This is a genomic window from Paraburkholderia graminis C4D1M (assembly GCF_000172415.1).
GTDB lineage: Bacteria > Pseudomonadota > Gammaproteobacteria > Burkholderiales > Burkholderiaceae > Paraburkholderia > Paraburkholderia graminis.
In genome coordinates this window covers 214,961-240,750 of record NZ_ABLD01000002.1, presented here as the reverse complement: position 1 = coordinate 240,750, position 25,790 = coordinate 214,961, and the positions used below count along the sequence as shown (strand labels likewise).

Here is a 25,790-nt window from a genome sequence, read left to right as displayed (position 1 = left end):
TATATTTGCCGTGCAATTTTGTACGGAGATCGGGCATGGAATGGAACGACGTTCGCATCTTCCTGGCAGTAGCTCGCAGCGGGTCCTTCGGCGAGTCCGCCCGGATGCTGGATGTGAGCCATCCGACAGTGGGTCGGCGAATCAAGGTGCTTGAGGACGAAGCGAAGCAGCCGCTTTTTCGTCGGACAAAGGACGGACTCGTGCTCACGGACGCCGGGGACACCGTGCTCGCGCTGGCGGAATCCATGGAGGATGCCGCGCTGTCCATGGAAAGGCGTCTGAGCGGCAACAACCAACGCCTCGAAGGCATCCTGCGGATCTCATCGGCGGACTGGTTTGCCGGCTATGTACTGGCTCCCGTCCTGGCCGAGTTGACGCGCCGTCATCCCGCTGTCGTGCCGGAAGTGATTGCAAGCTATCGACTACTCGATCTCTCACGTCGTGAGGCGGACGTCGCCTTTCGCATCGTGCCGTTCAGCGAGCCGGATATTGTTCAGCGCCGTCTAACGCGAATTCAATATGGCCTCTATGCGTCGGCGGCAACCGCACAGGCGTTGCAGGACGATCCGGCATCCGTAGGGCTCATTCTCATGAATACCGCGCAGTCGCACTTTCCCGACGTCAGTTGGGTGCTGGAAAGGTTCCCGCTTTCACGACGAGCCTTCACAAGCACAAATCGAACGGTCCAGGCACAGATGTGCCTGAGAGGGGTAGGTATTGCGGTGCTGCCAAGGCCACTTGGCGATGCAATCTCCGGATTGCATCGCATCGACACGCCCGATCAACCTCCCATGCGGGATTTGTGGGTTGGCTATCATCAGGACCTGCGACACATGGATCGCTTGCGCGCGATGCTGGATATCGCCGAGACGATGCTGTCGGATTCGATGACTGCAGCCCAGTGAGTAAACCGATCACGATGCTGCACTGATAGGTGGCTCAAGCCCGCCGATTATTTGTTGCCGAGTCGGCTGAACGCGTCGACGCGCGAGTACGCCCGCATTTGGGCCAATGAGCTCGTAGGTGAATAACTACGGGTACTGCAGGATGTTGATGATCGTACCGTCGGGGTCTCGAACCATCGTCGACCGTAAGCCGTCTGCAGAGAGAGGCTTGAGTTTCCATTCGAAGACCGCGCCTTCATTCTCGAGGTGAGATGTGACGGCTTCGAGGCTCGATGTGCGAAAAACGATCGCCTTCGCCCCGGTCCGGTCGATGTGCGGCCCCGGCACAATATCCGCGTCCGGATTGCGAACGGTCGTTGCACGCGAAAGAAGTTCGATCCGTATGTCGTCTCTTTCGAGAATCTGGAAATCGGCCTCGAGTGGTTCGATGTAGGTCGAGTATCCTCGACGAAACCCGAAGAGGCGCCCGTACCAGTCTGCGGATCGATTGATGTCAGTCACCGAGACAGCGACGTTATCGAATTCAATCAACTGCTGCGTCGGCAAGCCTGATTTGCTTAGATCAGTCATTCATATTTCTCCACAGGTGGTGCGTCGCGTCACTCGCGACCGCGCACGCTACGAGTCGGTGTGTTTGCGACGGTGCCGGCTTGCGATTTCTTCGTTCGACCACTCGAGAGCTTTGCGACGCGGCCTTCGGGCTCCTTCGATCGTGCGTTCGTGCCGGTTTCGTTCCGCACCAACTCACGTATGCCCGCCGCCGCGAAGCGCACGAGGTCGGAATAGTGCGCCGTCGACTTCCTGGCGCGGTCCCGTGCACCCAGTCGCATCGCCCGGCCATTGAGTGCATGGGCCTGCTGCCGCGCTCCCACCGAAAACAGATACGCCCACACCGCCTGCTCGCGTGCAATGCCAGGCAAGACCGTATGCAGGGCGTCGATGAATCGCTCCGCGATCGGGTCATAGTAGGTTTCGCGAATGCGCCGTGAACGCTCGTCGCTGCCGAGACTGACGGACGCGACGAGTTGCACGTAAAGCGCGAGATTCACCGCATCCTCGCCATGAAAAATTTCCGACAGCGGGGTGAAGGCGATCGTCAGCACGTCTTCGACGGTCGCGGTGCTTTCGCTCGCGAACAGGGCGTCGAGCAGCTTGCCACGGTGCTGATTGATCGCCGACGACCGTCGCTCGAACACGGCCTCGTAGAGCTTGTCCTTGGTCGCGTAGTGATAATGCACGAGCGCCTGCGCGACGCCCGCTTCCTCTGCGATGTTCCGCATGCTCGCGCCGGCGTAGCCGTGCTCACCGAACACCCGTTCGGCCGCATTCAGGATCGCGGAGAGGCGGGTGCCCGGCGCGTGCTCTGGTTCCTGAACACTGTTGCCCGTGCGTGCCGACACCTTCTTTTCGCGTTCTGTCTTCATCCAGGCGACTCCCTCACCGTACTATTCGATCGATCAGTCAGTATATCGCGATCCTCATACGACGCGATATACCAGGCAGCCCACACCGTTATCCGAGAAATTCCGGCTCAGGCAGTCCTTTCACGCCGGGACGTACCGCGAGCACATTGCCCGCGAGCGGTTGCTGCGCGAGTTCCTTCTCGCTCATGCGCCGGCGCGCCGTAGTGATAAAGAGGGTGTCGAGATCGGGACCGCCGAAGCACAGGCTGCTCACGCGTCGCACCGGGAGATTGATGACCATGTCGATTCGTCCGCGCGGGTCGTAGCGCGTGACGCACCAGCCGTCCATGTTCGCGCTCCAGAAGCACCCGTCGGCATCGACGGTCGAGCCGTCGCAGATACCACGTCCGAGCGGAACTTCGGCGAACTTGCGGCGGTTATAGATGGCGCCGTCGACGGAGTCGTAGTCGAACACGTCGATCTGGCAACTGAACGAGTCGGTCATGAACATCAGGCGGTTATCCGGGCTAAAGCTCAGCCCGTTGATGCACGTGATGCCTTCCATGATGAGTTTCGGCTTCAGATCGGGATCCAGCCGGAACAAACGTCCGCGTGGGGTGTAGGCGGCCGCTTCCACGGTGCCCGACCAGTAGCGGCCGTGCCTGTCGCATTTGCCGTCATTGAAGCGGTTCTTCGGACGCTCGGCATCGGGACGCGCAACTTCGGTCAGCTCACCGGTTTCGGGCGAGAAGAAGTAGAAGCCCGAGCGCATGCCTACGATCAGGCCGCCTTTGGCGCGCAGGCCGATGCTGCCGATCTCTTCCTGCATCAGCCAGCTCTTCTTGGCGCCGCTTGAAATGTCGAGGCGATGGATCGATTGACCGATCCCGTCCACCCACCAGAGAAGTTGCGTTTTCTCATCCCAGATGATCGACTCGCCGAGCACATCGGGCGTGGAATCGACCACATCGATGACCGAACCTACCATATCGATCGGTCTGGTAATACTGCTGACAGTCATGCTGCCTCCTTGATTTGTGAAGTGATGCAGATAGGAAGAATCGGGTCCCGCTCAGGCGGCCACTTCTCTCATGCGGGCGATGCCTTCCAGCGCGAGTCCGTATCCGAGCACGTCGTGCAGTCGTGCTTTCAGTTCCTGGTTCAGGCAGGTGCGTGTATAGCGTCGCACGAGACGCGGCTGCTTGAGCATCAGCCTGGCGAGTTCGCGGGCGCGCGGCAAAAGTTCGGCCGACGGCAGCACTTCGTTCACTAATCCCATTTCGAGCGCCGCGCTGGCGGGAATGCTCTGACCTGTCAGAAGAAAGTAATGGCCGCGCGCGCGACCCATCAGCAGCGGCATGATCAGATGCATGCCGTCGCCCGGCACCATGCCTCCCTGGAAGTGTGCGGTGTCCTGGATCGTCGCGGTGTCGGATGCGAGCACGATGTCTCCGAGCAGCGGGATCTCTGCATGCCGCACGGCCGGGCCGTTGATGACGCTGATCACCGGCGCCTCGATGTTGAGCAGGTTGATGAGCAGATGCTTCGCTTCCCAGTAGATCGGATCGTAGACCGTGGGCGTCATCGAATTGCGGTTCTGATGCATGCCGGGCGCAATGGCCGGTCCGCTGAAGGCATCGCCCGTGCCGGTCATGATCACGACCTCGTTGTCCCGATCGCGTCCTACATCGAGAAAAGCCTGCTCGAACTCGCGATGGGCTGTCAGATTCCATACCAGTGGCTCGCCGTGCGTGTGGAAGTGCATCTCCAGTACGCCATCGGTACGTGTCATGCGGATGGTCTCGAATTTGTCTGAGTACTCGTTGAAGGTGCTCACGGCTCTTTCCTCTGATGAAGGTTGAAAAGTCCCTCTGACGCCTGTCGCAAACGTGTCGCTGTTCGCGAGGCGAGGTGTTCAGCTGCCGAGACTACGCCTGACTGATCGATCAGTCAACAAGGGAAAGTCCCCGGCGAAATCGACCATGTTTCGGGTTGACCGGAAGTTGGCTCGTCGGCTACTGTGCTGACTGTTCGATCGATCAGTTTTCGGCGCGAACGTTCCGCCGCCTTCGGGCGCGCCCCCCAAAAAGAGCAGACGCCGCCGGACCATCTGCGCGCCGACAGGCTCAAGGAGACAGCCTCATGAAACGCTTTCCGTCATTCACGTGCCGTTCCATTCCACTTCATTGAGAGGGTCATCATGTCGCGCAAAATCGCTCTCGATGTACACGCCCCCGCTCAGGTAACGGCCCCGGAAGACGCGCAGCGCGCGCTTTACCTCAAGGTCGCGATGCGGCTCGTGCCGCTTCTGATCGTCTGCTATGTGATCGCGTATCTGGACCGCATCAACGTCGGCTTCGCGAAGCTGCAGATGCAGGACGCGCTCGGCTTCAGCGATGCCGTGTACGGACTAGGCGCGGGAATATTTTTCATCGGCTACTTTCTGTTCGAAGTGCCGAGCAATCTGCTTCTGCAACGCATCGGCGCACGTAAGACCATCACGCGCATCATGGTCCTATGGGGTCTCACCGGCTGCGCAATGGCGACCGTATCGAGCCCGACCGCGTTCTACGTACTGCGCTTTCTGCTCGGCGTGTTCGAGGCGGGCTTTTTTCCCGGCGTCGTCTACTTCCTGAGTCAATGGTTCCCGCGCAACCGTCGCGGGCAGATTCTCGGTCTCTTCATGACCGGATTTCCGATCGCGGGGATGATCGGCGGCCCGGTGTCTGGTTGGGCGATGTCGCGGCTCGCGGGCGTTGCGGGTCTGGCGGGCTGGCAGTGGCTCTATATCGTGGAAGCGGCGCCGGCGGTGCTGCTTGGCATCGTGACCTGGTTCACCCTTTCGGACGACATCGAGCGAGCGAAATGGCTCACCGAACCGGAGCGCGACACCTTGCGCCACGCACTGCGCGACGACGGCCGCGAAGCCGACGCGGAACACGCCGCGCAGTTGCGGCAGGTCATCGCCGACCCGAAGGTGTACGTGATCAGCTTCGCCTATTTCACCTTTATTTGCGGCACTTATGCGCTGAGCTTCTGGGTGCCGACGGTACTGAAGAGCGCAGGCGCGACGAGCGTGGAGCGCATTGGCTGGCTCTCGGCCATTCCGTACGGCATCGCCACGATCGGCATGGTGCTGATCTGCCGCAACTCGGACAGGCTTCTCGAACGTCGCTGGCACGGCGCACTGGCGGCCCTGGCGGGCGCGACCGCACTTTCACTGCTGCCGCTTCTGGCGCATGATCTGACTGCGACCATCGTGCTCCTGACGATCGCATCGACCACGGTGTTCGTCACGATTCCGCTGTTGTGGTCGCTCGCGTCCGACTATTTCGCCGGGTCGCCCGCCGCTGCTCCGGCGATCGCATTCGTCAACAGCCTTGGTCTGCTCGGCGGTTTCGCCAGTCCGTTCGCGATGGGCTGGCTCAAGACGCTGAGCGGCACACTCAACAGCGGACTTTTTCTGATGACGACACTGCTGGCGCTCGGCGCATGCGCGATGCTCTGCGTGCGCGTGGGACGCCAGGCGAGCCGATGAGCAACCAACGAACGGCGAGGTCCGGGCAATCGGGCCGTCGCGCGACAAACATGGAACAGACTTTCAAGGACGCGTCGCCGGGCAGCCTGCTCGGGGAGAACGTGGCGCGTCTGGACGCAGCGCGCTTCGTTTCGGGGCGCGTCGATTACGGTGCCGATCTCATTCCCGCAGGCGCGCTCCATCTAGCCATCCTGCGCAGCGCTCACGCGTGTGCGACGATCGTCTCGATCGACCTCTCGGGTGCGCTCGCCATGCCGGGTGTCGTCGCGGGCCTCACGGGAGAAGACGCAGCGCGCATGAGCGATGCAATGCCGCCGGCCATGGATCTTCCCGCACAAGGCGCACGCGGGCCTTTACAAAGTCGTTGCCTTGCACTCGAGCACGCGACGTACTTCGGCCAACCGGTCGCGGCGCTCGTGGCGACGTCGGTGCACGACGCGCAAGCCGCGCTCGCGAAGATTCGCGTCGAATACGAAGTGCAACCGGCAACCGCGAACGCGCGCGACGCCCTGCGCGAAGGTGCGCCGGTGGTTCAGCCCGGCTGGGATACGAACCTGTTCGTGCGCGACCGCATTCGTTCGGGGGACGCCGATGCTGCATTCGAGCGCGCGGCGCACATCGCACGAGGGGAACTGACGGTCGGCCCGTCGACCAGTGCACCAATGGAAACGCTGTGCTACGTCGCCCAGTGGGACGCGCACGGCGAACGCTACACGTTGACCGGCACGTTCCAGAACCCTCATACGAGCCGCTGGCTGATTGCAGCGGCCTTGCGTGTGAAGGAGTCGCAGGTCCGCGTGATCGCGCCGCGCATCGGCGGTACGTTCGGGCTGAAGATGGCTGGGCATCCCGAAGAAGTGCTGGTCGCGCTGTTCAGCCGGATCACGAAACGCCCGGTCGCCTGGGTCGAGGAACGGCGCGAAACACTGCTCGCCGGTGCGCGTTCGCAGCATCACAGCTATGAGATCGCGGCGGATGAGCAAGGCAGGCTCATCGGCTGGCGTGACCGCATCATGGTGGATGTCGGCATCATCGGCGCCGGTCATAGCTGGGCGATGGCGCTCGTCACGCCGGCCGTGTTTCCGACCGTCTATACGATTGAGCACTGCGACGTCGAGTGCTCTCTCGCGATCACCAATCGACCGCCCTGGCAAGCCATACGCGGTTACGGCAAAGAGATCGGCAACCTCGTGCTGGAACATGCAATCGATCGGCTGGCCCGGCAAACTGGCATGGATGCAGTCGAATTGCGGCGTCGCAATCTGGTCGCACGGGACGCCTTGCCGCGTTTGCTGCCGTCCGGGCTGAACGTGGATAGCGGCGACTATCCGGGCGGCCTTGAGCAGTTGCTGACGATGTTCGATTACGAGCAATGGCAGGAGCGCGCAAGCGCAGCGCGTACCAGCGAGCGTCGCATCGGTATTGGCATTGCGTTCGAACTAACGCCGGAAGGCGGGGCGCGGCCCGGTAACTTTCCCAATGGATACGAGACATCCACCGTTCGCATGATGCCGTCGGGCGACGTGCAGGTGCTGACGGGCGTGACGTCTCCGGGCAGCGGCAGCGATACCGGCATTGCGCAGATGGTCGCCGGTGAACTCGGCCTGCGCGCGGACCAGGTCAGCGTGATCGAGGGGGACACAGACGTGACGCCGCTCGGCACCGGCAACGCGAGCAGCCGTGCGCTGATGTACGGCGGGACCGCCGCGTATCTCGCCGCGCAGGAGTTGCGCGCACGGCTCTGTCAGTGCGCCGCCAACCTGCTCGGCGGTGCGCCCGAAGACATTTCACTGCGCGACGGTCATGCGTGGCGCGAGTCGAACGGCACGAGGATCGCAGTGGCCGAACTCGCGCTCGGGGCGCATCTACGGCCATTCACCGTGGCAGCCGGCGTGACGCTGCCGCTCGAAGTGACGCGCAGCTTCGCGCCGCAGAATGTGCGCGTGGAGCCGGATGCGCAAGGCCGTATCGCCACATACCCGACGTTCTCATATTCCGTGCATGCCGCGGCGCTCGAACTCGACACGGCGACTGGCAATAGCAGGCTGCTCGACTATGCCGTGGTGCACGACTGCGGCGCAATGGTCAATCCGGCGCTCGTCGAAGCGCAACTTAGAGGGGCGGTCGTGATGGGCATCGGCGTCGCGCTGTGGGAACTGATCAAGTTCGATGAACATCAACGCATGATCACCGATCGCTTCAAGAGTTATCTATTGCCTCGAGCTAACGATCTTCCGCCATTCGCGTCGACATCGCGTGACGCTGATCCGTTTCATCGCTCGGCATGAGGCGCCGGGCGAATCGGGGCTAGGCGGTGCGCTCTCAGCGGTGACCAATGCCGTGGCGAATGCACTCGGTGACGACGCGCGCTGACGCACGTGCGGCGACGCCGGGCGCGCGTGATGGCGTCCCTCGAGGAGCGACGCGCGTGATCGGCCATTACTTCGATTTTCACCAACCGAGGGACCTCGACGAAGCGGCTGCCTTGCTAGCCGCCTTTCGCGAGGATGCCTCGGTGCTCGGCGGCGGCACGATGCTGGTGCCGTCGATGTCGGCGAATCTCGTGTGTCCCGGACATGTCATCAGTCTCGGTGCGCTCCGTCTGGATGAAATCGCGCTCGACGATATGCATCTGCACATCGGCGCGATGACGACCTATGCGCAATTGCTCGCTTCACCGCTCGTGGCACGCCAGGCGCCGCTGCTTGCGGCGATGGCCGCGCAGGTCACGGGCGGTGCATCGATCGTCAATCAGGGCACGCTCGGTGGGGCAGCAAGCTACGCGAATCCTTCGTCCGACGCACCGGGATGTCTCGCGGCGCTCGAGGCAGAGTTCGAATTGCGCTCGTCACAGGGCGTGCGTCATGTCGCTGCGCGAGAGTTTTTTATCGACGCCTTTTGCACCGCGCGCCGCGCAGACGAGTTTCTCATTGGCGTACGCGTGCCGCGCGACACGACGCTCGTCGCCTGTGAGTATCAGAAGTACAAGGCGAGTGCGAGTTCGTGGCCCATCGTGACCGTTGCGTGCTCCCTGCATCGGGGCGAGCAGATCAGTGTGCGGCTTGCAGTCGGCGCGGCCGGCCGACGGCCGGCGTATCGCCGCTTCGCGATCGACGAACAGGTTTTGCTCGCGCCCGATGCGTTTATCGAGCATGCGGCAACGAGTGCGCAAGATCTTGTCGGCGAAGGCTGGAGCGATGAACTCGCGGACGCGGACTATCGGCGCGCCGTTGTGCCTGGCGTCGTGAAACGGCATTTACGCGTCCTGCTCACGGGAACGAAGACATGAAAGGAACGATCGAGGTGCGGCTCACGCTCAATGGCGAGCCGCGGTCTGAACGAGTGGACTCGCGACTGTTGCTCGTCGAACTCATCCGCGATGCACTCGATGCGAAAGGCACGCGCATCGGATGCCTGACCGGCGATTGCGGCGCGTGCACGGTCTTGATCGACGGCGAGGTAAGGAAGTCCTGTCTTGTGCTTGCGGCGTCGATATCTGGAAACGACGTGCGGACGATCGAAGGCCTCAGCGGAATCGAGGCGCTGCAGGAGGCGTTCATTGCGGAGAACGGGTTCCAATGCGGATTCTGCACGAGCGGCATGCTGATCGCGGCGGCGGACCTCCTGAGGCACAACTCGTCGCCGAGTCACGAAGAGATACGTCACGCGATCAGCGGCAATCTGTGCCGGTGCACCGGCTACGAGAGCATCGTCAATGCGATCCATCGTGCGGCGCATGGCGAGAGTATGCGCGCGCCGGCCGACGACCCAGGCTAGCAGCGTTCTCGCGGTCTACATCACTGTACCGATCGGTCCGCCGCGATAAACGGTGAAGCCGCGAGACCCGCCTGAATCTGGTTTCGGCGCCCGCGACATCACCGGTGCGATGCATCCGATCGACGCCGCCTTTCACGCCTTAGTCACTGGAGAACAGCATGTCGAGAGATGCCACCGTCACGATCTATGTCACCTACGAAGGCAAGGCCGGTGCGCGCTTCGATCGCGCGTATTACGTCGACCGTCATTTGCCCCTTGTGATGCATCACTGGTCGCGCTACGGCCTTGTCGAGGTCGCGGCCTTTTTCCCCGCCGAGCAGCAGGCCGGAACGCTTGCGATCTGCGAATGCAGGTTTCGTGACGAAGCATCGGTCGATGCGGCTTTTACGTCGCCTGAAGCGCCCGCCGTGATGGCCGACGTGACACGCTTCACGGATATTGCACCGCGCCGCGTGCGTGCGACAGCGCTATAACGAGGCACCTGCGAAGCGAACTCGGACGCAGCGCTCACTTCTTTCCTCGGATGGTTCATCGGGCAGTCCAGGCGACGCCCGACACGCGCGTTGGCTGACACGGTTCGTCTGAAACGCAGGCTGAAGCAGCGTCGTCTCATGTTAGGATCGACAAGCTCAATCGTGTGCAACCTTTGTGAACCGCCCCCCGAAACCGAACTGATCCGCATGCCCATCAATTATCTTCGCGGTTTCACGGCGCCTGAGCGCAGCGACGTCGCGAATCGTCGCCTCGGGCGATCGCTCGCGTTCGTCGCTGGAGCAGCCAACGCTGGCGGATTCCTCGCTGTGGGTCAGTACACCTCACACATGTCCGGCATTGTTTCGTCGCTTGCCGATAACGTCGCGCTTGGCGACATTGATGTGGCTGTGGCGGGATTGAGTTCCTTGTTGTCCTTTCTGGTCGGCGCGGCCACGTCAGCGATCCTGATCAACTGGGGACGACGCAGGCGCTTGCAGAGCCAATACGCGATGCCGTTGATGCTCGAGGCGTCGCTGCTTCTGATCTTCGGTGTCCTCGGCTCGAATCTCGAATCGCACCACGTGCTCTTCGTGCCGGCTACCGTCTGCCTTCTCTGCTACGTGATGGGACTGCAGAACGCTATGATCACAAAGGTTTCAAAGGCGGAAATCCGGACGACACACGTTACTGGTCTCGTGACCGATATTGGCATCCAGCTTGGTAAGCTGTTCTATTGGAATGTCGGGGCAATGCCCGGCAACCTGGTCTGCGGAGATCGACAGAAACTAAAGCTTCTCGGATCGCTGTTACTGTCGTTCCTGGTAGGTGGACTTACTGGCGCAGTAGGCTTTAGACACCTGGGATTTGCGTCGACCGTTCCCCTTGCGATCGTCCTTGTTACTCTCGCCGTTGTCCCCATCGTCGACGATGTGCGTGGTTATCGAGGTTAGGCGAAACGCGAGGCTGCATCGCTTGACAGGTTTCTGCATTCGCACGCGAAGCGGACGCACATCAGCGGTAATTGATCGACGAATCAGGTCGGAGAGCGCCTATCGCCTCGGTTGTCAGCGGACATAATTACTATGCGAAGTCCGATCGGATGTGAATCAGCGGCGGCAGAGAATCCAGGTGGAGGGAGCTGCAGGAGATTTACAGGGACTTCGCCCAGCTGTTGGAGGTGGGCGCTCTTGCCAGGAAGCTGGAATGAGCTTGCAGACTTTTCACGCCAACTTCCGTGCTTTCATGCGGACTTCGCCAATCGACCAATCCGCCGCCACGCCATCACGACGAAAGCCAGCCGCGCCCGATAGGCCATGCCAGCAGCTTCCTATACACCGCTATGAGACCGCGAGTCAGTGCAGCGCCAGACATCTTCCATAGCGGAGCGACCAGCGCATAGGCTATGCACGCAACGGCGACGGCGCCTGCCATATCCAACGGAAAATGCACTCCGACAAATACGCGCGCCCATGCCACGGCAAGACCCGCGAGCAACATCGACAAACCGTAGCGGCGCTCGCCGGCGAGCAGCAAGGTCAGGGTCCCGCTTGCCAACACGGTCACGTGGTCGCTCGGAAACGATGAATCTGGCGCGTGCTCGATAAAGGTATGGCCCAAGCCGATCATGAAGGGCCGCGGATGCATCCACCCAAGACCGATCAGCTGATTGATGCCGAGCGCCAGCAGAACCGCGCAACACACTCGCACTGCGGCGGCGCGTCGACGTTCGCCGCCCGAGAGCCACAACGCGGCGAGAAAAAGCGGCACGAGATAGATCACGTCATCGGCGATAAAGCGGGCTACGTCGATAAGCCAGACGGGCGTCGCCGGTGTCGCGTTGATCGACAGAAAGAGTGCGCGGTTCAGCGCTTCCAGTGCATTCATCGGTCTAGATCGCAGTGAAAATTAGTCGATGTTAGCCGCCAAATCTTATGGGAAGCTTAGGGCTCCACCGGTACAGTTTCGTGGTCCGGCGAGCCCTCGGTGTCCGGCCGCGTGCTTCATCACATTAAACGAGTTTATGATTCGGTCTCCTACGGGAAAAGCGCGATCTCGAGTCGTTTGGAATTTTGGTACTGAACCAACTGCGTCGAACACGGTATCGACAGGTCGCCAACGGTCGATCAGAGACATCCTTAAGAAAACCTTAAGCAAACCTAACGCTCGCACGCAATTAATTCTTGTGCAACCGGGCAAAATACAGCTAGTTGTAAGTCAACGTTCACGGACTCGACGCAAACACGTTGCACATTGATGGTCCGGCAGGTTGTTCTGTTACCAGACTGTGTTGCCAGATGAAGGGGCGATTGTGCAGGAACTCGAGCGCACGACTGCGGAACTCGACCGCTGTACCGGCGGGTCGTAAGACCTGGCTGTCCCGAGGACCGACAGCATTTCTAATTCTTCCGGAGGGCGAAGCTATGAGTCTGTACGGCATCGTAATCTGGCAAGCGTGAGAGGTTTCCAATCTTCAAGCGTATGGAGAAAACCGACGGAGGCCTTCTTGAACGGCGGCGCTATACGCCCGTACGACCCCCCGCGGATATTTGCACGAACGCCTCTTGTCGCCACCCGGTCACGAGCTTGGCATATTGGGTGACGACACGATGTATACCGAACCGTGTCATCGGCTGATTTGTCCGTCCACGGAACACGGTGTCGTCTGCACTACGCCCGGCTACGAGTTGAGTCAAGATGGAGGACGTCGTCGGCCACAGGGGACACACACGCATCTTGTTTCCTTTGCCAAGTATGCGAACGGTGGACGGCTCGGTGAGCTGCAAGCGTCCGATGGTCAACTTCGCAGCTTCATCGGCGCGAGCTCCGCTGTTGTACAGGAACAGAAGCAATGCATAGTCGCGTGCCTCGATTGCCGTGCGGCGGTCTGGCGCTGCCAGCAAAGCATCCATCTCTGACTTCTCGAGATAACCGATCAATGTCCTGGCCGTTTTTTTGAATGGAATTGACCGTACCTCGCTACACCAAGACAGATGAACTGGTGAATGCATGCCGATGAAGCGGGCCAGAGAATGGAGCGCGCTCAGCCGCAGATTCCGGGTGGCGCCACCGCAATGCCGATCGCATTCGACGTGATCCAGGAACTGGCGCACGATGGTTGGCGAAAGATCCTTAACAGTCATCCGGTCGATCGCAAAGCCGCCGAGTTTGGCCGCGAACGGTAACAACAAAGTCAATGTGTCGCGGTAACTGGCCTGCGTGTTGGGCGAGAAGTTCCGTTCCGCCACCATATGCTCAAGCATGAAGCGCCGGATCCAGGGGCCAAGCAGGTTCCTGTCATTCATGATCGTCTCCACACTGCGCGTACTGTGCGAAACGCCGGCTTGCTTCCGCGAGCAACTCCGGTGTCATGCGCAGATATCGCTGCGTCGATTTGATATCGACGTGCCCCAGGTAGGTCGCTAGTTGCGGGAGCAGGCGTTGTACATCCTTGCCATCCCGATACCATGCAAGAACCCGATGTACTGTCGCGGTATGTCTCAAATCGTGCAGGCGCGGTGGGTGCAGCTCTCCCTCGGGGCACTCGATTTTAGCCATCTGGCGCAGGCGCTGAAACAGGGTAATGACTTGCGAATACGGCCACCCGTGCCCAGTGCGCGAAGTGAACAGGCGCGAGTTATTGCCCTCAGGCATCGGCAGGCCCCGACGGCGCTCGATATGCGTGGCCAATTCCGTCGACAACCGTTGCCCAATCGGTACCAGACGAGTCTTGAAGAATTTCGTGTCGTGCACGGTGATGACACGGTCGATCAGGTCCGCATCCAGAATGGTCAACCGCAGCGCTTCGCCGATGCGCAACCCGCTGCCATACAGCAGGAGAATCAATGTCCTGTACATGGATGCCTGCTGTGGACTACGGTAGTTGTACAGCAGAGGCGTCGCGTCGATCAAACGGCGGAGCTCTGCGGTCGAGTACACATAGGGGGTCTGGGGCGGCGGCAGCTTCGGCACGTTTGCGGGAAGCGGACATGTCTCGCTGTATCCCCTGCTGATGGCAAACCGGTACAGGCCTGCAAGCACGTTGTATTTGAGCCGCCATGTAGCTGTAAGTGGCCCCGTTCCTTGTAGAAATTCCACGACGGCATCCGGCCGGACGTCGGCAATGCCGACATTCCCCATCTGATGGGCAAACTGCCGCAAGAGTCGGTCGGCAGCTTCAAATCGCAGGCTTAACGACCGTTGCATTGCGACGTATGCTGTCACCACATCGATCAGCTCCATGACAGATCTCCCAGATCGAAGTCGCCGACTTCGCGTAGCGCGCGCATATCGACCTTGGCATAAGTCATTGTGGCAGATGCACTATGGTGGCCGAGGTGGTCGCCAATCTCCTTGAGACTTAAACCCTGATCGACCAAGCGTGCAGCACAGGCGTGGCGCAATGCGTGCGGGCCCCGATGCTTCACCTCAATTCCCAGCGCTTTGAACCTGTCATTGACCAGGTCGAATACCGCCTGCGGAGTCAGTGGACGATGTGGCGCGTGCAGTCCAAGAAATATCTGCGGTGCAGAAGCCGGCGGACGCACGGTGTCGATATAACTGGCCAATGCTTCGGCGACCGTTGGCAACAACGGATAGACCTGCGGCTGCCGGCGTTTCAGGCGAAACACATGCAGTGTGCGTCCAGCCCAGTTCACCTGATCAAGGCGCAAAGCCACTACCTCCCCGCGGCGCATGCCATAGATCGATAGGAGCATCAAAATCGCGCGGTTTCTGATGTCAGCTGGCTTGTCGGTCGCGGTGGTTGCCAGGATCTGTTGCACGTCGGTCCATCGTGGCGCATATGGTAGGGATTCCTGCGTGTAGACACGCGGCGTGCGTAGTGCCGCGGCAAGTCGTGAGTCGCATAAACCTTGCGTTGCCGAGTAACGCAAATATATCCGGAGGGCACCCATTACACCCTTCATCGATATCCGCCCCCACCGCGACGCATTCTGAATGAAGTAGGCGTCGATATCATCAGGCTGCAGATCCTCCAGGCGGCGATCGGTGTCTACGCACCACTGAAGAAACTGCGTGGTCCTGCTTTGCCACTGAGCGACCGTGGAAGGAGTGAACCCTCGCTCATCGCGCATCCATTTGACGTACCTGTCGAGATGGCCCTGAAACGGGAGAACGATAATTGGCTCACGCCACCACCCGAGGAACCGTAACCACGGTAGGGCGGCTGCGATCATCCGGTATTCCATCGTGACGCCCGTATGCATCGATGCGCGCTTGCGCGCGATCTCCTGCAGCAAACTGACATCGACGCCTTGCGATGCAGTCGCAGGCAGCAGGCGAGCGACCCAAATGAGCTCATTTCTTTTTATACACAGCGAGCCAGGCGTTGCACCCAACTCGGCGCAGTGGCGTAAATATCGCTCCCGCTCCTGCAAAAACGGCGCTTCGCGATGGCGACTCCCTTCGACCTTTGCAAGGGCTGGTTTCTTGGACATGACAGACCTCCGAACGACGATTGGAAGGTCACAAAGCGCCGAAATTTATGTCACGTCAATAGCCAGGGCATGCCCCATGTTTCCTCGGCGCCTATCGGTTGCCGCCACATAAATTTGGCCGCAACATAGCCGGCGAAATGTTATGCATAACATTTCGCCGGGTTCGATCAACTGTACGCGAGCGGCGAGATCCACGAACCGGCATGCTGGGATCACGCGAGGAGGTACATCTACGATGTCAGGCGCGCACACCGACTCCAGATACCCAGCAACTGCTCGAGATGATTGGCGAGCTCTAAAGCATCGAGGCCGATATCCGCGGCAAGGCGCCTGACTAGCGTCGGCGCGTGAGGCAGGAAAAGCCCAAGCCGTTGCTCGCGAAGCTAGAGGCGACGATCGGGGCGCAATTAGCGACGCTGTCGATGAAATTCGCGCTCGCCGCAGCAATCAGCTACTCGCTGAAACACGGGGTGGTGCTCGTGTTTTACTGCGAGGACGGTCGAGTTGAGACCAGCAATGTGCTTGCCGAGAACGCTCTGCGCTGTGTCGCGCCCGGCCGCAAAAACTATCTACTTTGGGAGGCGTGAATTAGAGACCGGATGCAAACCAGCGATCCTTTATGAGCCCCGGCTTACAAGACTCGCGAGTCACGCCTTGCGCCATAAGCGGCGAGGCTGTCCATTTTTCTGGAAAACGACGGACAACAGGGAAAATTTCTAAAGCTTTGATTTTCCGACGTAAAAGTCGTGTCCATTAAACGTTACTTGTGGATAGCGATGCTCCGGAATGCCCGGAAAGCGGATGCCCGATACTGCCTCGAGTTCGTGAATCGTCCTGATGTCATAGCGGTTCGTGGATACATTGTCGACCACGACCGCGAACGCGAGTTGCCGCGAAGGCACATAGACCACCTTGAACAACTGCGTCGGCACGAACACGCGCGAGGAGCCGATAGTCTGCAACTGCTGTCCGCTGAACATCGGGCCCGTCACGACGTAAGTGTCGTCATACGCCATGGCGATTTTACGCACCGACGTTTCGATGCGCGCCCACAAGCGCTGATTGTTCTCGCGATTTTGCGGCACCACGTTGGCAAGCGAAAACGATTGTGCCATCGCGTCCCGATTCCAGCGATTGCCCGCGGGGCTCATATGCCCGCGGTCGAAGCCGCTGCGCTTGTAGTCGGCGAGCGTCGCGCCTTCGCCGTCGGGCAAGCGCGCGTCTTCGAAGAACTTGTTGGTGCGCACCATGTCTTTCGCGGCTTCGATATGGTCGCGCGTCAGATGTTCCGCGGACCACAACGGACCATGCGTGATACCGGAATGCATGACGGCGAAATCGCTATAGCAAAGCATGCGCGCTTTGGGCGCCATCTTCTGATTCGTCAGAACGGGCCATTGCGCATTCGGTGTGAACTGGGTACAGGAAGGCGCTGCATTCGCGTGAGCGGCAAACGCGACGAGCAGACAGGCGAACCACTTCTTCATGTGTCGAACGGTGGAGAGGGAAGGGGCGCAAAGTATAGCGTCGCGCGCACGCATGAAGCGATGCAATGCGATTCGCGCGGGCAAAAAAAAATGGGCCGCCTTGCAGCGACCCGAATGCGTGGATTTCCAACTCTACGCACGCAAACTTAAGGCCGGCTTAAGGGCATGCGTCGCGGAAACGCGTTTGGTGCGCTCGCACTCATATCGCGCTCACATCATGCTCACTTCGCGCCAGCGCGCGGACAAAAAAATTCCACGCGCGAGCCTCAACGACCCGCGCGTGGAATTTCGACCGAGCAGAAGAACGACGCGAGAATTAATTGCCGAACACGCTATTTTCAGCGTGCACGTCTTGACGATCGACCGCTTGCAAACGCCAGAAGCCGCTCGTCGGCGCGCGATTGTGCATTGCGGTCCAGGCCGCGTCGCCTTGCGCGGCGCTCACACGCTGCTTTCGGTCGACATGCAAGCCGCGTAGCGTGCAAAGCGGCGCGTCGTTACTCGGCGCGCACAGTGTCGTCACGCCGTCTTCGTCGTGCAGTTCGCCCCACGGGGGCAGATCGATCCCTTGATGCGCTTCCCTCGACCACCGGTGCTGGTCGGTGTCGAGCCATAGAACAGCGTAGTCGTGACTGACGGTGGGATCGGAACCGTTGATAAGGATAGTCAGGCGCATATCAGTTCCGTGCAAAGTGCCAAGAATTGCTTTAACAGTCTATGTCGCGGCACCGGTTATTCAAGGCGAAGCTATGAGTTTCGGCGTTAAAAAGCGACGCCGAAGCCCGTGCGGAAGCACGCCTGGATAGACGCGCAAACGCCCGCCTGCGACACGAACGCGCAGCTCGCGCGCGCGTCCTTCGACGAGCTCACGCGAGATCCAGCGGCGCCGTCAAATCGCCAGGCGGCACAAGGCCGTTACGGGCGAACGCGCGATCGCGCGCAACGACGCCATCGAGCGGCGCGAGTCCGTGCACGCGGCTGATCAGCCGAAGAATCGAGTTCGTGTCGTACACGGTGTGATCGACGTAGCCCTTTCTGGCAAGCGGCGAAATCACCAGCGCGGGAATCCGCGAGCCCGGCCCCCACCGGTCTCCCTTCGGCGGCGCGACCGGGTCCCACCAGCCGCCGTTTTCATCGACGGTGACGATTACGACCGTATTGGCCCATTGCGGACCGCGCTGAATATGCTCGATGACGCGCGCGATGTGCCGGTCGCCCGACTCGACGTCCGCGTAACCGGCGTGCATATTCAGATCGCCTTGCGGCTTGTAGAACGTGACGGCGGGCAGACGGCCAGCGTCGATGTCGGCGATCAGACGGTTCGTCGACGGCTCGCTGCCGAGGCCCGCATCGCGGAGATATTTGCGCCGCGCCGCCGTGCCCGGCGCGTAGTTGGCAAAGTAGTTGAACGGCTGATGGTGATACTGGAAGTCGGGCACCGCGCCCGTGTCCTGATGCTCCAGCGCGTATTGCCACGCACCGCTGTACCACGCCCAATCCACGCCTTTGTCCGAGAGACGGTCGCCGATCGTCGCGTAATGCTGCGGCGGCAGCACGCGCGGATTCGACGCGTCCGCGAACGCCGGGTCGCCGCCTTCCGCCGGGCGCACGTTGCTCGGCTGATACGGCGGTGCCATGGTGTTGACCGCGTAGCCGTCGGCGGTGAAGGCGCCGTCGTTGACGTATTTCGGCGGACCGTCCAATGCCGATGCCGGCGAGTCGGGCGCGGGCTTCAGCCGCACGCCGGTCGGATCGTCGCCTTCGACCACCGACACCATTTTCTTCGCCGGGCTGTTATGGATGTCCGGATAGAACGGCGCCTGCGCCGAAATCAGAAAGATGTGGTTCAGCCACGAGCCGCCGAACGCGGCCATGAAGAAGTTATCGCACAGCGTGTATTGCTGCGCGAGACTCCAGAGCTTGAGGGTATCGGCGGAATTGCGGTAATGGCCCATGACGAGGCCGCCCGAATCGCCCCACGCGGCGAACTGGTTGTTGCGGCCCGCGTTGATCTGCATCTGGTTCTGATAGAAGCGATGCACGAGGTCGCGCGTGATCACACCTGTGGGCAGCGGCGCGCCTTGCGCGTCGGTGAGATGAAAAGGCCCGTTGCGCAGATTGCCGAGGTCCTTCTGGCCGATCATGTAGCGTTTGCCGTCCACTTCCTGGGCTTGCGGAACGAGGCCGCCCCAGATGGCCGGCAGGCGCGGCAACGGCGTCTTGCCGTCGCGGTCCAGTTGCAGATAGCGCTCGGCGGTGACGGCGTCGAGTGGATGCTGGATGCCTGGAAAATTGCCGTAGAGGTTCGCGAAACTGCGGTTCTCCGCGTAGATCACCACGATCTGTTTGACCTGGTCGCGCAGTGCGGCATCGAGCCGTATATCCGCCGCGCTGCGCGGGCCGGCGGCGCTCGCCATCTCTTCGGTCTTGCAGCCGCTAAGCGCGAGCCCGATGCCGACGGCGGCAAGGCCCGTCAGTACACGGCGGCGCTCGGGATTGAGAGGGTCGTCCGCGGCGTTGGCGGGGTGATCGGCGTTGCCGGCGCTATTGGAGTTCGGCGGCGAGGAGTCGTGGTCTGTCATCGGTCGGTTCCCAGGTGGGCGTGACGAGCGTCAAATGCGGCTCGGGGCGGCGCGCGAGACGCCGGCGAAAGCTACGATCGTGCTGATGGTGCGGCGGGGGTTTGCAGCTAAGGCGCAGCTAAGCGGCAACTGAGCGGCAACTAAGGCAAGCGGCGCTTCACGCGCCAACTGTTGTGCGTTGCATCGACGGCAAACAGCAGCCAATGCCTTGAATTGACCGGATGGCGCTGTTGGGTCGCGTAACCGTCGACGGTCAGTTCGAGTTCGTCGTGCGCCCGCAGATGACAGGTGGCATGAGCGCCCGAGCCATCCGCGAATTCGACGATCGCGGCGGCCGCTCGCGCCGGCTCCGGCAAGTGCGCGATGTGCACCGCGCAGCCAGGATAGAGATGCGAATCGGCAACCTGAATCTGCACGGAATTAGGCATGAGCGTAGTCTCCGGACGCTTGAGCGGAACGAAGGCGCGGCTACGAGGCCTCGCGCAGCGAACCGCATCAAAGCATAGCACCGCAAAGACGCTATCATGCTGATCTGACCTCGATGAACAGCAGAAAAACGGCAGCCAAGATGGCAAAAGAAGAGCAGACAGGAGCGGCACGCAAGCAGACCAGGCCCCGCGCTGCGGCAGCGCCGGTTTCGCAGGACGATGTCATGCCTTCGGCGCAGGAAAGCGGCGCGGACGAAGACAGCGCCGGTGGCTCGACTTATCTCGTGCCGGGCCTCGAGCGCGGCCTGCGTATCCTCGCCGAATTCAGCGCGCGCGAACCTGTGCTCGGCGCTCCCGAATTGTCCAGGCGCATCGGCATTCCGCGCACCACAACCTTCCGTCTGTTGCAGACGCTCGAAGCGCTCGGCTTTCTCGAACGCGTCAACGGCGACCGTTATTTCCGGCTGAGCGTCGCGGTGCTGCGGCTCGGTTTCGAATATCTCAACTCGCTGGAATTGACCGACGTCGGCACGCCGATTCTCGAACGTCTGCGCGACGTCACCGGTTTGAGTTCGCATCTGCTGATTCGCGATCAGCGCGACGTGGTGTTCGTCGGCAAAGCGCAAACTCATGAGCCCATGTTCAGTTCGGTGAAGGTGCACGTCGGCACGCGTCTGCCCGCGCATGCGACGGTGCATGGCCAGGTGCTGATGGGCGATCTCACTTTCGACGAACTGCGTCAGCTATATCCCGAGCCGCAGCTCGAACGATTCACCGAACGCACGCCCGCGACTGTCGAAGAACTGTACGGACGAGTGCGCGAAAGCGCGGCGCTCGGCTATGCGCTGAGCGAGGCGTCGTTCGAGCGGGGCATTTCAGTAGTGAGCGCGCCGGTGCGCGACCAGAGCGGCAAGATCGCCGCCGCGTTGACGGTAACGATTCCGCGTTCCGATCTCGGCGAGAGCGAGGAGCGCGAGCCGCTCATTAGCGCCGTGTGCCAGGCCGCGCTCGAATTGTCGGAGCGGCTGGGCTATCGTCCGCGCGCGGACGACCCTACCGCGTCGCAGGCTCGCCGCAAACCGGTGACGGCGAGCTAGTTCGGAGGTTCCGAGATTCCGATCTTCCGCTCAGAACGAGTGGTGGATGCCCGTCAGAATGATCGTCTGGTTGCGGCCACTCGACACGCCCGCAGTGAAGAACGCAGCGTCGGTATTCGAACCCGCACGCTCGTAGAGCGCATTCACATACAGTTGCGTCGATTTCGACAACGCGTAGATGTCGCCGATCTCGAACTGCGTCCAGCGGTGCCCGGCGAGCGTGGTAGTCGCGGCGCCGCCCGACACGCTGTTAAACGGCGTGAACTGATAATTCGCGCCGACGTCGTAGCTCTGATAGGTGTCCGAGTGCCCGGCCGACTCCAGTTTCACTCGCGTATAGAGACCGTGCACGAGCAGCTTGCCGAACTGGTATGACGCGCCCGCGCCCATGTTTTGCACCTTGTCCGCGCTGTAGCTGGCGGCGGGCACGCCCTGGAAACTGGTGATGCCCGTGGTGACGATCGACGGCGTGCGGTTGTGCTCGTTCGCATACGCCGCGCCGGCCTTGAACGGACCGTTCGCATAGCTAAGCGCAAAGCTCAGCGTCTTGCCGGTCGAGAAGTTCGTCGTGTTGCCCAGACCCATCATCGCGCCGACGCTGAAGCCGTTAAATGTGGCCGAGCGAAACTTCACCGAGTTGTCGAACGGCACGACGCCTGTGTCCGCGAGTTCGTCGATATTGCCCGGATGGAACGCATACCAGCTCGCCGCGAGATAGGCGGTGCTGAGCGGACCGAGCACGTCGAAGCTGAACGGCGTCTGATGGCCGAAAGTCAGCGTGCCGATCTTGTCCGAACTCAAACCCACGAACGCCTGCCGATTGAACAGCGTGCCCGCCTTCGCGAACGCGCCGGTGTTCGTGTAAAAGCCGTTCTCCAGCTGAAAGATCGTCTTGAGCCCACCGCCGAGATCTTCGACGCCTTTCAGGCCCCAGCGGTCCGGCTGCATGTTGCCCTGTTCCTCGATCCACTTCGCGTGGCCGCCCACGTTGCTGATGTACGCGATGCCGGCATCCAGGCTGCCGTACAGCGTCACGCTGCTCTGCGCCCATGCGCCTGTCGTTACGCAGATTGCCGTCAAACCGGCTGCAATGATGTGCTTCACCGTTGGTTCTCCTGATCACACGACGCGTGGCTCGGGCCAGTTTCGTCGTCCCTGATCGCTTGCTTTTTGGGTTGATGCAGCTTTGGTCGAGCCGCCAAATCTGCCGCGCTTTGTGTTCCACCTATGGGCGTGTGTATCGCCTATGGAAAGTATAGTGACTTCGAAAGTGGTCAAAATAAATTTTCGGTGTCCGTAGAAACCCGAGTCTGGGCTTCGTCGGACGCGCTGGTTTTACGGCCGAAACCGCGCCGGCAAAGCGTTGCGGCGGTGTGTGCCGACCGGAGCAATGCCGGGCGTGGTTAGTGACCGTCAGTGTTTTCCCCTAACGCTTGAGATTTTTATTTGTCGCGGCTAGAGTCACTCCTATAATTATCCATACACGAACTGATGTTCCTTAGATGGAACATAGAGCTTCAGGAGAAGGCGAGAAATGACTGAACAATGGCGCTGCGCCGGCCATGCCGGCGACCTGTCCGACGACGCGCCGCTCGAGTTCAAGCTCGACGGCACGGAAATCGGCATCTACAAGGTGGGCGATGCGCTCTATGCGCTCGAAAACGTCTGTCCTCATGCATACGCGCTGCTGACGCAGGGCTTTATCGACGGCGACACGGTCGAATGCCCGCTGCACGAAGCCGTGTTTCACATTCCGACGGGCAAGTGCCTGAAAGAGCCCGGCGGCCGCGACCTGAAGACGTATTCGGTGCGCCTCGCCGGTGAAGAAATCCAGATCAAGGTGGAATGACATGCGAGAAGTAGCCGTGAACTTCAATCCCTTTCTGAAGCCGTGGCTCGCGCCGCAGCCGAACAACGTCGCCGGCAAGGGCGTGATCGAGAAGCCGGGCGAGACGGAAAACTTCATCTGGCAAACGCGCAAGGCCGAGCCGACGCAATACGAAAACGACTTCGGCGATGCGCTTGAAAAAGTTTTCGAAGCCGGCGCGGTGGAGTTGCAGGAAGTCGTCGACGGTTTGAATGGCATTGGCTTTCGCACGCCGGAAGGCAATGCGTGGAACGCCGAACGCCTCGCCGCCGAATTTCGTCTGCTCGCCGAATAAGCGCGCTTTTTCGACCACGCTCACTGCGTCCGCATTCGCATCCGGAGTCTCTTCATGACGTCCCCCGCTACAAGTCAACCCGCAGCCGATCCCATCCAGTCGTACCTGGATCGCGGCCTGCGCAACTACTGGTATCCCGTCGCGCCGAGCTGGCAAGTCGGCGATGCGCCCATCGGCATCACGCGCCTTGGCGATCAGATCGTGCTGTGGCGCGACAAGGAAGGCAAAGTCCACGCGCTCGAAGACCGCTGCCCGCATCGCGGCGCGCGTCTGTCGCTCGGCTGGAATCTCGGCGGCAGCGTCGCGTGCTGGTATCACGGCATTGAAATCAACGGCGGCGGCACCGTCACTAAAGTGCCGGCCGTGTCGAACTGTCCGCTTGAAGGCCAGAAGTGCGTGAAGTCGTATCCGGCCGAAGAACACGCGGGCGCGATCTTCCTCTGGTTCGGCGACGACGCTCATAAGGAACCCGCGCCGCTCAAGTTGCCGGAAGAACTGGTCGGCGACGAATACGCGAGCTTCCTCTGCATGTCGAACTGGAAGTGCAATTACCAGTACGCGATCGACAACGTGATGGACCCGATGCACGGCGCCTATTTGCACGCGACTTCGCATTCGATGGCCGAAGGCGACAAGCAGGCCGACATGCGCGTGCGCAAAACCGAAACCGGTTTGATGTTCGAAAAGGTCGGCCAGCGCGACGTGAACTTCGACTGGGTCGAACTCGGCGAAACCGGTTGCCTGTGGATGCGCCTCGCGATTCCGTACAAGAAGAAGTTCGGCCCCGGCGGCAACTTCGGGATCATCGGCTTCGCGGTTCCCGTCGACGAAAACAATTGCCAGGTTTATTTCTGGCGTACCCGCAAGGTGCAGGGCTGGCAGCGCGACGCGTGGCGCTTCATGTATCGCAATCGCCTGGAAGGTCTGCATTGGGCCGTGCTGGAGCAAGACCGCTATGTGCTCGAAAGCATGGCGCCGAATGCGCGCGAGCATGAGTTTCTCTATCAGCACGATGTGGGCATGACGCGTGTGCGGCGCATGCTGCGTCAGCGCGCGCAACAGGATTTTGCTACCCTGGAAGCGCATCAGGCGCAAGCCGCGCAAACCGAAGCAGCGGGCCAGAACCATGCATAACGACGCGCCCGCGATGCTCAGCGGCCGGCGCGTCCTCGTGACGGGCGGCGCGCGCGGTCTCGGCGCGGCGTTCGTGCGGGCCTTGGTGCAAGCCGGCGCTCAAGTCGTATTCGGCGATGTGCTGCACGACGAAGGACGCGCGCTGGCGGCATCGCTTGCTGGCGAAGGCCATGCGGCGACGTACCTTCCGCTCGATCTGGCCAACCCCGAAAGCATCGCGCAATTCGCGCAGCAAGCGGCGACGCAACTCGGTGGCATCAACGCGCTGATCAACAACGCGGCCATCACGAACTCGGGCGGCAAGTTTGCCGACGAGCTTTCCGTCGATACCTGGGACGCCGTAATGAATGTGAACGTGCGCGGCACCTGGTTGATGAGCACCGCCGCGTTGCCTTATCTGCGCGACTCGGGCCGCGGCAGCATCGTGAACATTGCATCGGACACGGCGATGTGGGGCGCGCCCAAGTTGCTCGCGTACGTGGCGAGCAAGGGCGCCGTGATCTCGATGACGCGCTCGCTCGCACGCGAATTCGGCGCGCATCAGGTGACCGTCAACGCGATTGCGCCCGGCCTCACCGAAGTCGAGGCGACCGCGTATGTGCCCGCCGAGCGTCATCAGTATTACCTGCAAGGCCGTGCGCTGACGCGTGCGCAAGTGCCCGACGACGTGACCGGGCCGGTGCTGTTCCTCTTGTCCGATGCCGCGCGCTTCGTGACCGGCCAGTTGCTGCCGGTGAACGGCGGCTTCGTGATGAATTGATCTTGTCGAATCGAAAGGAGAAAGAGATGGCGGACGCCGATATCGAACGCAAATCGTGGGACCAACCCACGGACGCGAGCTTTGCGCAGTGGCTCGACAGCCGCGTCGCGCGCTTTGAAACGCGTCGCTACGACTGGGACGCGCTGAAATTCCAGGCTGACTACGACCCGAAGTATCGCCGCGCGCAAATGCGCTACGTCGGCACGGGCGGCACAGGTGTCGCCAAAGATTCGAACACAGTGCCCGCAGGCGGCTTCACGTTTTCGACGATGGTGATTCCGGCCGGCAACATCGGCCCGAGCCATATTCATATGGATGTCGAAGAAATTTTCTTCGTGCTGCGCGGCAAGATGAAAGTGATCTGCGAGAAAGACGGCGAAACGTGGGAAGCCGTGCTCGGCGAGCGCGATCTCATTTCGGTGCCGCCGGGCGTGTATCGCACGGAGATCAACATCGGCGAAGAAGACGCGCTGATGTGCGTGATGCTCGGTTCGCCGAAGCCGATTACGCCGACGTATCCGCCGGATTCGCCGCTCGCCGCGCTCAAGCGCTAAGCGCTTTTCGTCAAAACGTCCACGAAGGAAATC

At 61.2% G+C, this 25,790-nt stretch carries 26 protein-coding genes and 1 pseudogene; 14 read left to right on the top strand and 13 right to left on the bottom strand.

Features of this window, described 5'->3' with window-relative positions:
* Positions 1-35: 35 nt before the first annotated feature.
* Positions 36-905: a LysR family transcriptional regulator gene (locus tag BGRAMDRAFT_RS04120; protein WP_006047403.1), complete on the top strand. Its 870-nt coding sequence runs from the start codon at positions 36-38 to the stop codon at positions 903-905.
* A 126-nt stretch (positions 906-1,031) separates the two neighbouring features.
* On the opposite strand, the gene BGRAMDRAFT_RS04115 is transcribed toward BGRAMDRAFT_RS04120, so the two are convergent.
* The 4 genes from BGRAMDRAFT_RS04115 to BGRAMDRAFT_RS04100 form a co-directional block, all read right to left on the bottom strand.
* Positions 1,032-1,475: a VOC family protein gene (locus tag BGRAMDRAFT_RS04115; protein ID WP_006047402.1), complete on the bottom strand. Its 444-nt coding sequence runs from the start codon at positions 1,473-1,475 to the stop codon at positions 1,032-1,034.
* 29 nt (positions 1,476-1,504) lie between these two features.
* A complete protein-coding gene (locus BGRAMDRAFT_RS04110) occupies positions 1,505-2,329 on the bottom strand; it encodes a TetR/AcrR family transcriptional regulator (RefSeq protein WP_006047401.1) in 825 nt (274 codons plus the stop codon).
* A gap of 88 nt (positions 2,330-2,417) precedes the next feature.
* Positions 2,418-3,329, bottom strand: a complete 912-nt coding sequence (locus tag BGRAMDRAFT_RS04105; RefSeq protein WP_006047400.1) for an SMP-30/gluconolactonase/LRE family protein — start codon at positions 3,327-3,329, stop codon at positions 2,418-2,420.
* Positions 3,330-3,380: 51 nt separating this feature from the next.
* Positions 3,381-4,145 (bottom strand): enoyl-CoA hydratase/isomerase family protein, encoded by a 765-nt coding sequence (locus tag BGRAMDRAFT_RS04100; protein WP_006047399.1) that lies wholly within the window; start codon positions 4,143-4,145, stop codon positions 3,381-3,383.
* A 363-nt stretch (positions 4,146-4,508) separates the two neighbouring features.
* On the opposite strand from BGRAMDRAFT_RS04100, the gene BGRAMDRAFT_RS04095 reads away from it, so the two are divergent.
* From BGRAMDRAFT_RS04095 to BGRAMDRAFT_RS04070, 6 genes are all read left to right on the top strand, one after another.
* Positions 4,509-5,846 (top strand): MFS transporter, encoded by a 1,338-nt coding sequence (locus BGRAMDRAFT_RS04095; RefSeq protein WP_006047398.1) that lies wholly within the window; start codon positions 4,509-4,511, stop codon positions 5,844-5,846.
* 50 nt (positions 5,847-5,896) lie between these two features.
* Entirely contained in the window at positions 5,897-8,134 is a 2,238-nt protein-coding gene (locus BGRAMDRAFT_RS04090; protein ID WP_157140580.1) for a xanthine dehydrogenase family protein molybdopterin-binding subunit, read from the top strand.
* A gap of 140 nt (positions 8,135-8,274) precedes the next feature.
* Entirely contained in the window at positions 8,275-9,135 is an 861-nt protein-coding gene (locus tag BGRAMDRAFT_RS04085; RefSeq protein ID WP_006047396.1) for an FAD binding domain-containing protein, read from the top strand.
* Positions 9,132-9,623, top strand: coding sequence for a (2Fe-2S)-binding protein (locus BGRAMDRAFT_RS04080; RefSeq protein WP_006047395.1), 492 nt, complete (start codon positions 9,132-9,134; stop codon positions 9,621-9,623). The genes BGRAMDRAFT_RS04085 and BGRAMDRAFT_RS04080 overlap by 4 nt, the downstream gene beginning before the upstream one ends.
* 158 nt (positions 9,624-9,781) lie before the next feature.
* Positions 9,782-10,096, top strand: coding sequence for an EthD family reductase (locus BGRAMDRAFT_RS04075; protein WP_006047394.1), 315 nt, complete (start codon positions 9,782-9,784; stop codon positions 10,094-10,096).
* A gap of 207 nt (positions 10,097-10,303) precedes the next feature.
* Complete coding sequence (locus BGRAMDRAFT_RS04070) at positions 10,304-11,047, top strand: YoaK family protein (RefSeq protein WP_044020275.1); 744 nt, start codon at positions 10,304-10,306, stop codon at positions 11,045-11,047.
* A 331-nt stretch (positions 11,048-11,378) separates the two neighbouring features.
* Here BGRAMDRAFT_RS04070 and BGRAMDRAFT_RS04065 read toward each other — a convergent pair whose 3' ends face one another.
* From BGRAMDRAFT_RS04065 to BGRAMDRAFT_RS04050, 4 genes are all read right to left on the bottom strand, one after another.
* The gene (locus BGRAMDRAFT_RS04065; RefSeq protein ID WP_006047392.1) at positions 11,379-11,981 is read right to left on the bottom strand and encodes a phosphatase PAP2 family protein; all 603 of its coding nucleotides are present in this window, start codon (positions 11,979-11,981) and stop codon (positions 11,379-11,381) included.
* A gap of 632 nt (positions 11,982-12,613) precedes the next feature.
* On the bottom strand, positions 12,614-13,399 hold the full coding sequence (locus BGRAMDRAFT_RS04060) for a tyrosine-type recombinase/integrase (RefSeq protein ID WP_006047391.1): 786 nt from the start codon (positions 13,397-13,399) through the stop codon (positions 12,614-12,616).
* Positions 13,392-14,336 (bottom strand): tyrosine-type recombinase/integrase, encoded by a 945-nt coding sequence (locus BGRAMDRAFT_RS04055; protein WP_006047390.1) that lies wholly within the window; start codon positions 14,334-14,336, stop codon positions 13,392-13,394. The genes BGRAMDRAFT_RS04060 and BGRAMDRAFT_RS04055 overlap by 8 nt, the downstream gene beginning before the upstream one ends.
* Complete coding sequence (locus BGRAMDRAFT_RS04050; RefSeq protein ID WP_006047389.1) at positions 14,327-15,553, bottom strand: tyrosine-type recombinase/integrase; 1,227 nt, start codon at positions 15,551-15,553, stop codon at positions 14,327-14,329. Before BGRAMDRAFT_RS04050 ends, BGRAMDRAFT_RS04055 begins: the two co-directional genes overlap by 10 nt.
* A 153-nt stretch (positions 15,554-15,706) precedes the next feature.
* Between BGRAMDRAFT_RS04050 and BGRAMDRAFT_RS33515 the strand changes: the two are divergent.
* Positions 15,707-16,125, top strand: a pseudogene (locus BGRAMDRAFT_RS33515) (IS66 family transposase); the annotation flags it as partial.
* A 144-nt stretch (positions 16,126-16,269) separates the two neighbouring features.
* Here the strand turns inward: BGRAMDRAFT_RS33515 and BGRAMDRAFT_RS04040 are convergent.
* The 4 genes from BGRAMDRAFT_RS04040 to BGRAMDRAFT_RS04025 form a co-directional block, all read right to left on the bottom strand.
* Positions 16,270-17,040: a DNA/RNA non-specific endonuclease gene (locus BGRAMDRAFT_RS04040; RefSeq protein WP_006047387.1), complete on the bottom strand. Its 771-nt coding sequence runs from the start codon at positions 17,038-17,040 to the stop codon at positions 16,270-16,272.
* Between the two features lie 316 nt (positions 17,041-17,356).
* Positions 17,357-17,716: a DUF3564 domain-containing protein gene (locus tag BGRAMDRAFT_RS04035; protein ID WP_006047386.1), complete on the bottom strand. Its 360-nt coding sequence runs from the start codon at positions 17,714-17,716 to the stop codon at positions 17,357-17,359.
* A gap of 190 nt (positions 17,717-17,906) precedes the next feature.
* Positions 17,907-19,622 carry an acid phosphatase gene (locus BGRAMDRAFT_RS04030; protein WP_006047385.1) on the bottom strand — a complete coding sequence of 572 codons (1,716 nt, stop codon included), beginning with the start codon at positions 19,620-19,622 and terminating at the stop codon, positions 17,907-17,909.
* 140 nt (positions 19,623-19,762) lie between these two features.
* Entirely contained in the window at positions 19,763-20,050 is a 288-nt protein-coding gene (locus BGRAMDRAFT_RS04025; RefSeq protein ID WP_006047384.1) for a hypothetical protein, read from the bottom strand.
* A gap of 140 nt (positions 20,051-20,190) precedes the next feature.
* On the opposite strand from BGRAMDRAFT_RS04025, the gene BGRAMDRAFT_RS04020 reads away from it, so the two are divergent.
* Positions 20,191-21,147: an IclR family transcriptional regulator gene (locus BGRAMDRAFT_RS04020; RefSeq protein ID WP_029967239.1), complete on the top strand. Its 957-nt coding sequence runs from the start codon at positions 20,191-20,193 to the stop codon at positions 21,145-21,147.
* Positions 21,148-21,177: 30 nt separating this feature from the next.
* On the opposite strand, the gene BGRAMDRAFT_RS04015 is transcribed toward BGRAMDRAFT_RS04020, so the two are convergent.
* Positions 21,178-22,251: a porin gene (locus BGRAMDRAFT_RS04015; protein ID WP_006047382.1), complete on the bottom strand. Its 1,074-nt coding sequence runs from the start codon at positions 22,249-22,251 to the stop codon at positions 21,178-21,180.
* Between the two features lie 430 nt (positions 22,252-22,681).
* Between BGRAMDRAFT_RS04015 and BGRAMDRAFT_RS04010 the strand changes: the two genes are divergently transcribed.
* The 5 genes from BGRAMDRAFT_RS04010 to BGRAMDRAFT_RS03990 are packed head-to-tail and all read left to right on the top strand — an operon-like array spanning position 22,682 to position 25,757.
* Positions 22,682-22,996 carry a non-heme iron oxygenase ferredoxin subunit gene (locus BGRAMDRAFT_RS04010; protein WP_006047381.1) on the top strand — a complete coding sequence of 105 codons (315 nt, stop codon included), beginning with the start codon at positions 22,682-22,684 and terminating at the stop codon, positions 22,994-22,996.
* A gap of 1 nt (position 22,997) precedes the next feature.
* On the top strand, positions 22,998-23,309 hold the full coding sequence (locus BGRAMDRAFT_RS04005; RefSeq protein WP_006047380.1) for a recombinase-like helix-turn-helix domain-containing protein: 312 nt from the start codon (positions 22,998-23,000) through the stop codon (positions 23,307-23,309).
* A 54-nt stretch (positions 23,310-23,363) separates the two neighbouring features.
* Positions 23,364-24,443 (top strand): aromatic ring-hydroxylating dioxygenase subunit alpha, encoded by a 1,080-nt coding sequence (locus tag BGRAMDRAFT_RS04000; RefSeq protein ID WP_006047379.1) that lies wholly within the window; start codon positions 23,364-23,366, stop codon positions 24,441-24,443.
* The gene (locus BGRAMDRAFT_RS03995; protein ID WP_006047378.1) at positions 24,436-25,203 is read left to right on the top strand and encodes an SDR family oxidoreductase; all 768 of its coding nucleotides are present in this window, start codon (positions 24,436-24,438) and stop codon (positions 25,201-25,203) included. Before BGRAMDRAFT_RS04000 ends, BGRAMDRAFT_RS03995 begins: the two co-directional genes overlap by 8 nt.
* 26 nt (positions 25,204-25,229) lie before the next feature.
* Positions 25,230-25,757 (top strand): cupin domain-containing protein, encoded by a 528-nt coding sequence (locus BGRAMDRAFT_RS03990; protein ID WP_006047377.1) that lies wholly within the window; start codon positions 25,230-25,232, stop codon positions 25,755-25,757.
* Positions 25,758-25,790: the final 33 nt, after the last annotated feature.

Coding starts and splice junctions, on each gene's coding strand:
- BGRAMDRAFT_RS04095 (WP_006047398.1), top strand. CDS start 4,509: ATGTCGCGCAAAATCGCTCTCGATGTACACGCCCCCGCTCAGGTAACG.
- BGRAMDRAFT_RS04035 (WP_006047386.1), bottom strand. CDS start 17,716: ATGCGCCTGACTATCCTTATCAACGGTTCCGATCCCACCGTCAGTCAC.
- BGRAMDRAFT_RS04060 (WP_006047391.1), bottom strand. CDS start 13,399: ATGAATGACAGGAACCTGCTTGGCCCCTGGATCCGGCGCTTCATGCTT.
- BGRAMDRAFT_RS04120 (WP_006047403.1), top strand. CDS start 36: ATGGAATGGAACGACGTTCGCATCTTCCTGGCAGTAGCTCGCAGCGGG.
- BGRAMDRAFT_RS04115 (WP_006047402.1), bottom strand. CDS start 1,475: ATGACTGATCTAAGCAAATCAGGCTTGCCGACGCAGCAGTTGATTGAA.
- BGRAMDRAFT_RS04075 (WP_006047394.1), top strand. CDS start 9,782: ATGTCGAGAGATGCCACCGTCACGATCTATGTCACCTACGAAGGCAAG.
- BGRAMDRAFT_RS04090 (WP_157140580.1), top strand. CDS start 5,897: ATGGAACAGACTTTCAAGGACGCGTCGCCGGGCAGCCTGCTCGGGGAG.
- BGRAMDRAFT_RS04040 (WP_006047387.1), bottom strand. CDS start 17,040: ATGAAGAAGTGGTTCGCCTGTCTGCTCGTCGCGTTTGCCGCTCACGCG.
- BGRAMDRAFT_RS04110 (WP_006047401.1), bottom strand. CDS start 2,329: ATGAAGACAGAACGCGAAAAGAAGGTGTCGGCACGCACGGGCAACAGT.
- BGRAMDRAFT_RS04030 (WP_006047385.1), bottom strand. CDS start 19,622: ATGACAGACCACGACTCCTCGCCGCCGAACTCCAATAGCGCCGGCAAC.
- BGRAMDRAFT_RS04105 (WP_006047400.1), bottom strand. CDS start 3,329: ATGACTGTCAGCAGTATTACCAGACCGATCGATATGGTAGGTTCGGTC.
- BGRAMDRAFT_RS04010 (WP_006047381.1), top strand. CDS start 22,682: ATGACTGAACAATGGCGCTGCGCCGGCCATGCCGGCGACCTGTCCGAC.
- BGRAMDRAFT_RS03995 (WP_006047378.1), top strand. CDS start 24,436: ATGCATAACGACGCGCCCGCGATGCTCAGCGGCCGGCGCGTCCTCGTG.
- BGRAMDRAFT_RS04005 (WP_006047380.1), top strand. CDS start 22,998: ATGCGAGAAGTAGCCGTGAACTTCAATCCCTTTCTGAAGCCGTGGCTC.
- BGRAMDRAFT_RS04070 (WP_044020275.1), top strand. CDS start 10,304: ATGCCCATCAATTATCTTCGCGGTTTCACGGCGCCTGAGCGCAGCGAC.
- BGRAMDRAFT_RS03990 (WP_006047377.1), top strand. CDS start 25,230: ATGGCGGACGCCGATATCGAACGCAAATCGTGGGACCAACCCACGGAC.
- BGRAMDRAFT_RS04025 (WP_006047384.1), bottom strand. CDS start 20,050: ATGCCTAATTCCGTGCAGATTCAGGTTGCCGATTCGCATCTCTATCCT.
- BGRAMDRAFT_RS04055 (WP_006047390.1), bottom strand. CDS start 14,336: ATGGAGCTGATCGATGTGGTGACAGCATACGTCGCAATGCAACGGTCG.
- BGRAMDRAFT_RS04050 (WP_006047389.1), bottom strand. CDS start 15,553: ATGTCCAAGAAACCAGCCCTTGCAAAGGTCGAAGGGAGTCGCCATCGC.
- BGRAMDRAFT_RS04020 (WP_029967239.1), top strand. CDS start 20,191: ATGGCAAAAGAAGAGCAGACAGGAGCGGCACGCAAGCAGACCAGGCCC.
- BGRAMDRAFT_RS04000 (WP_006047379.1), top strand. CDS start 23,364: ATGACGTCCCCCGCTACAAGTCAACCCGCAGCCGATCCCATCCAGTCG.
- BGRAMDRAFT_RS04080 (WP_006047395.1), top strand. CDS start 9,132: ATGAAAGGAACGATCGAGGTGCGGCTCACGCTCAATGGCGAGCCGCGG.
- BGRAMDRAFT_RS04065 (WP_006047392.1), bottom strand. CDS start 11,981: ATGAATGCACTGGAAGCGCTGAACCGCGCACTCTTTCTGTCGATCAAC.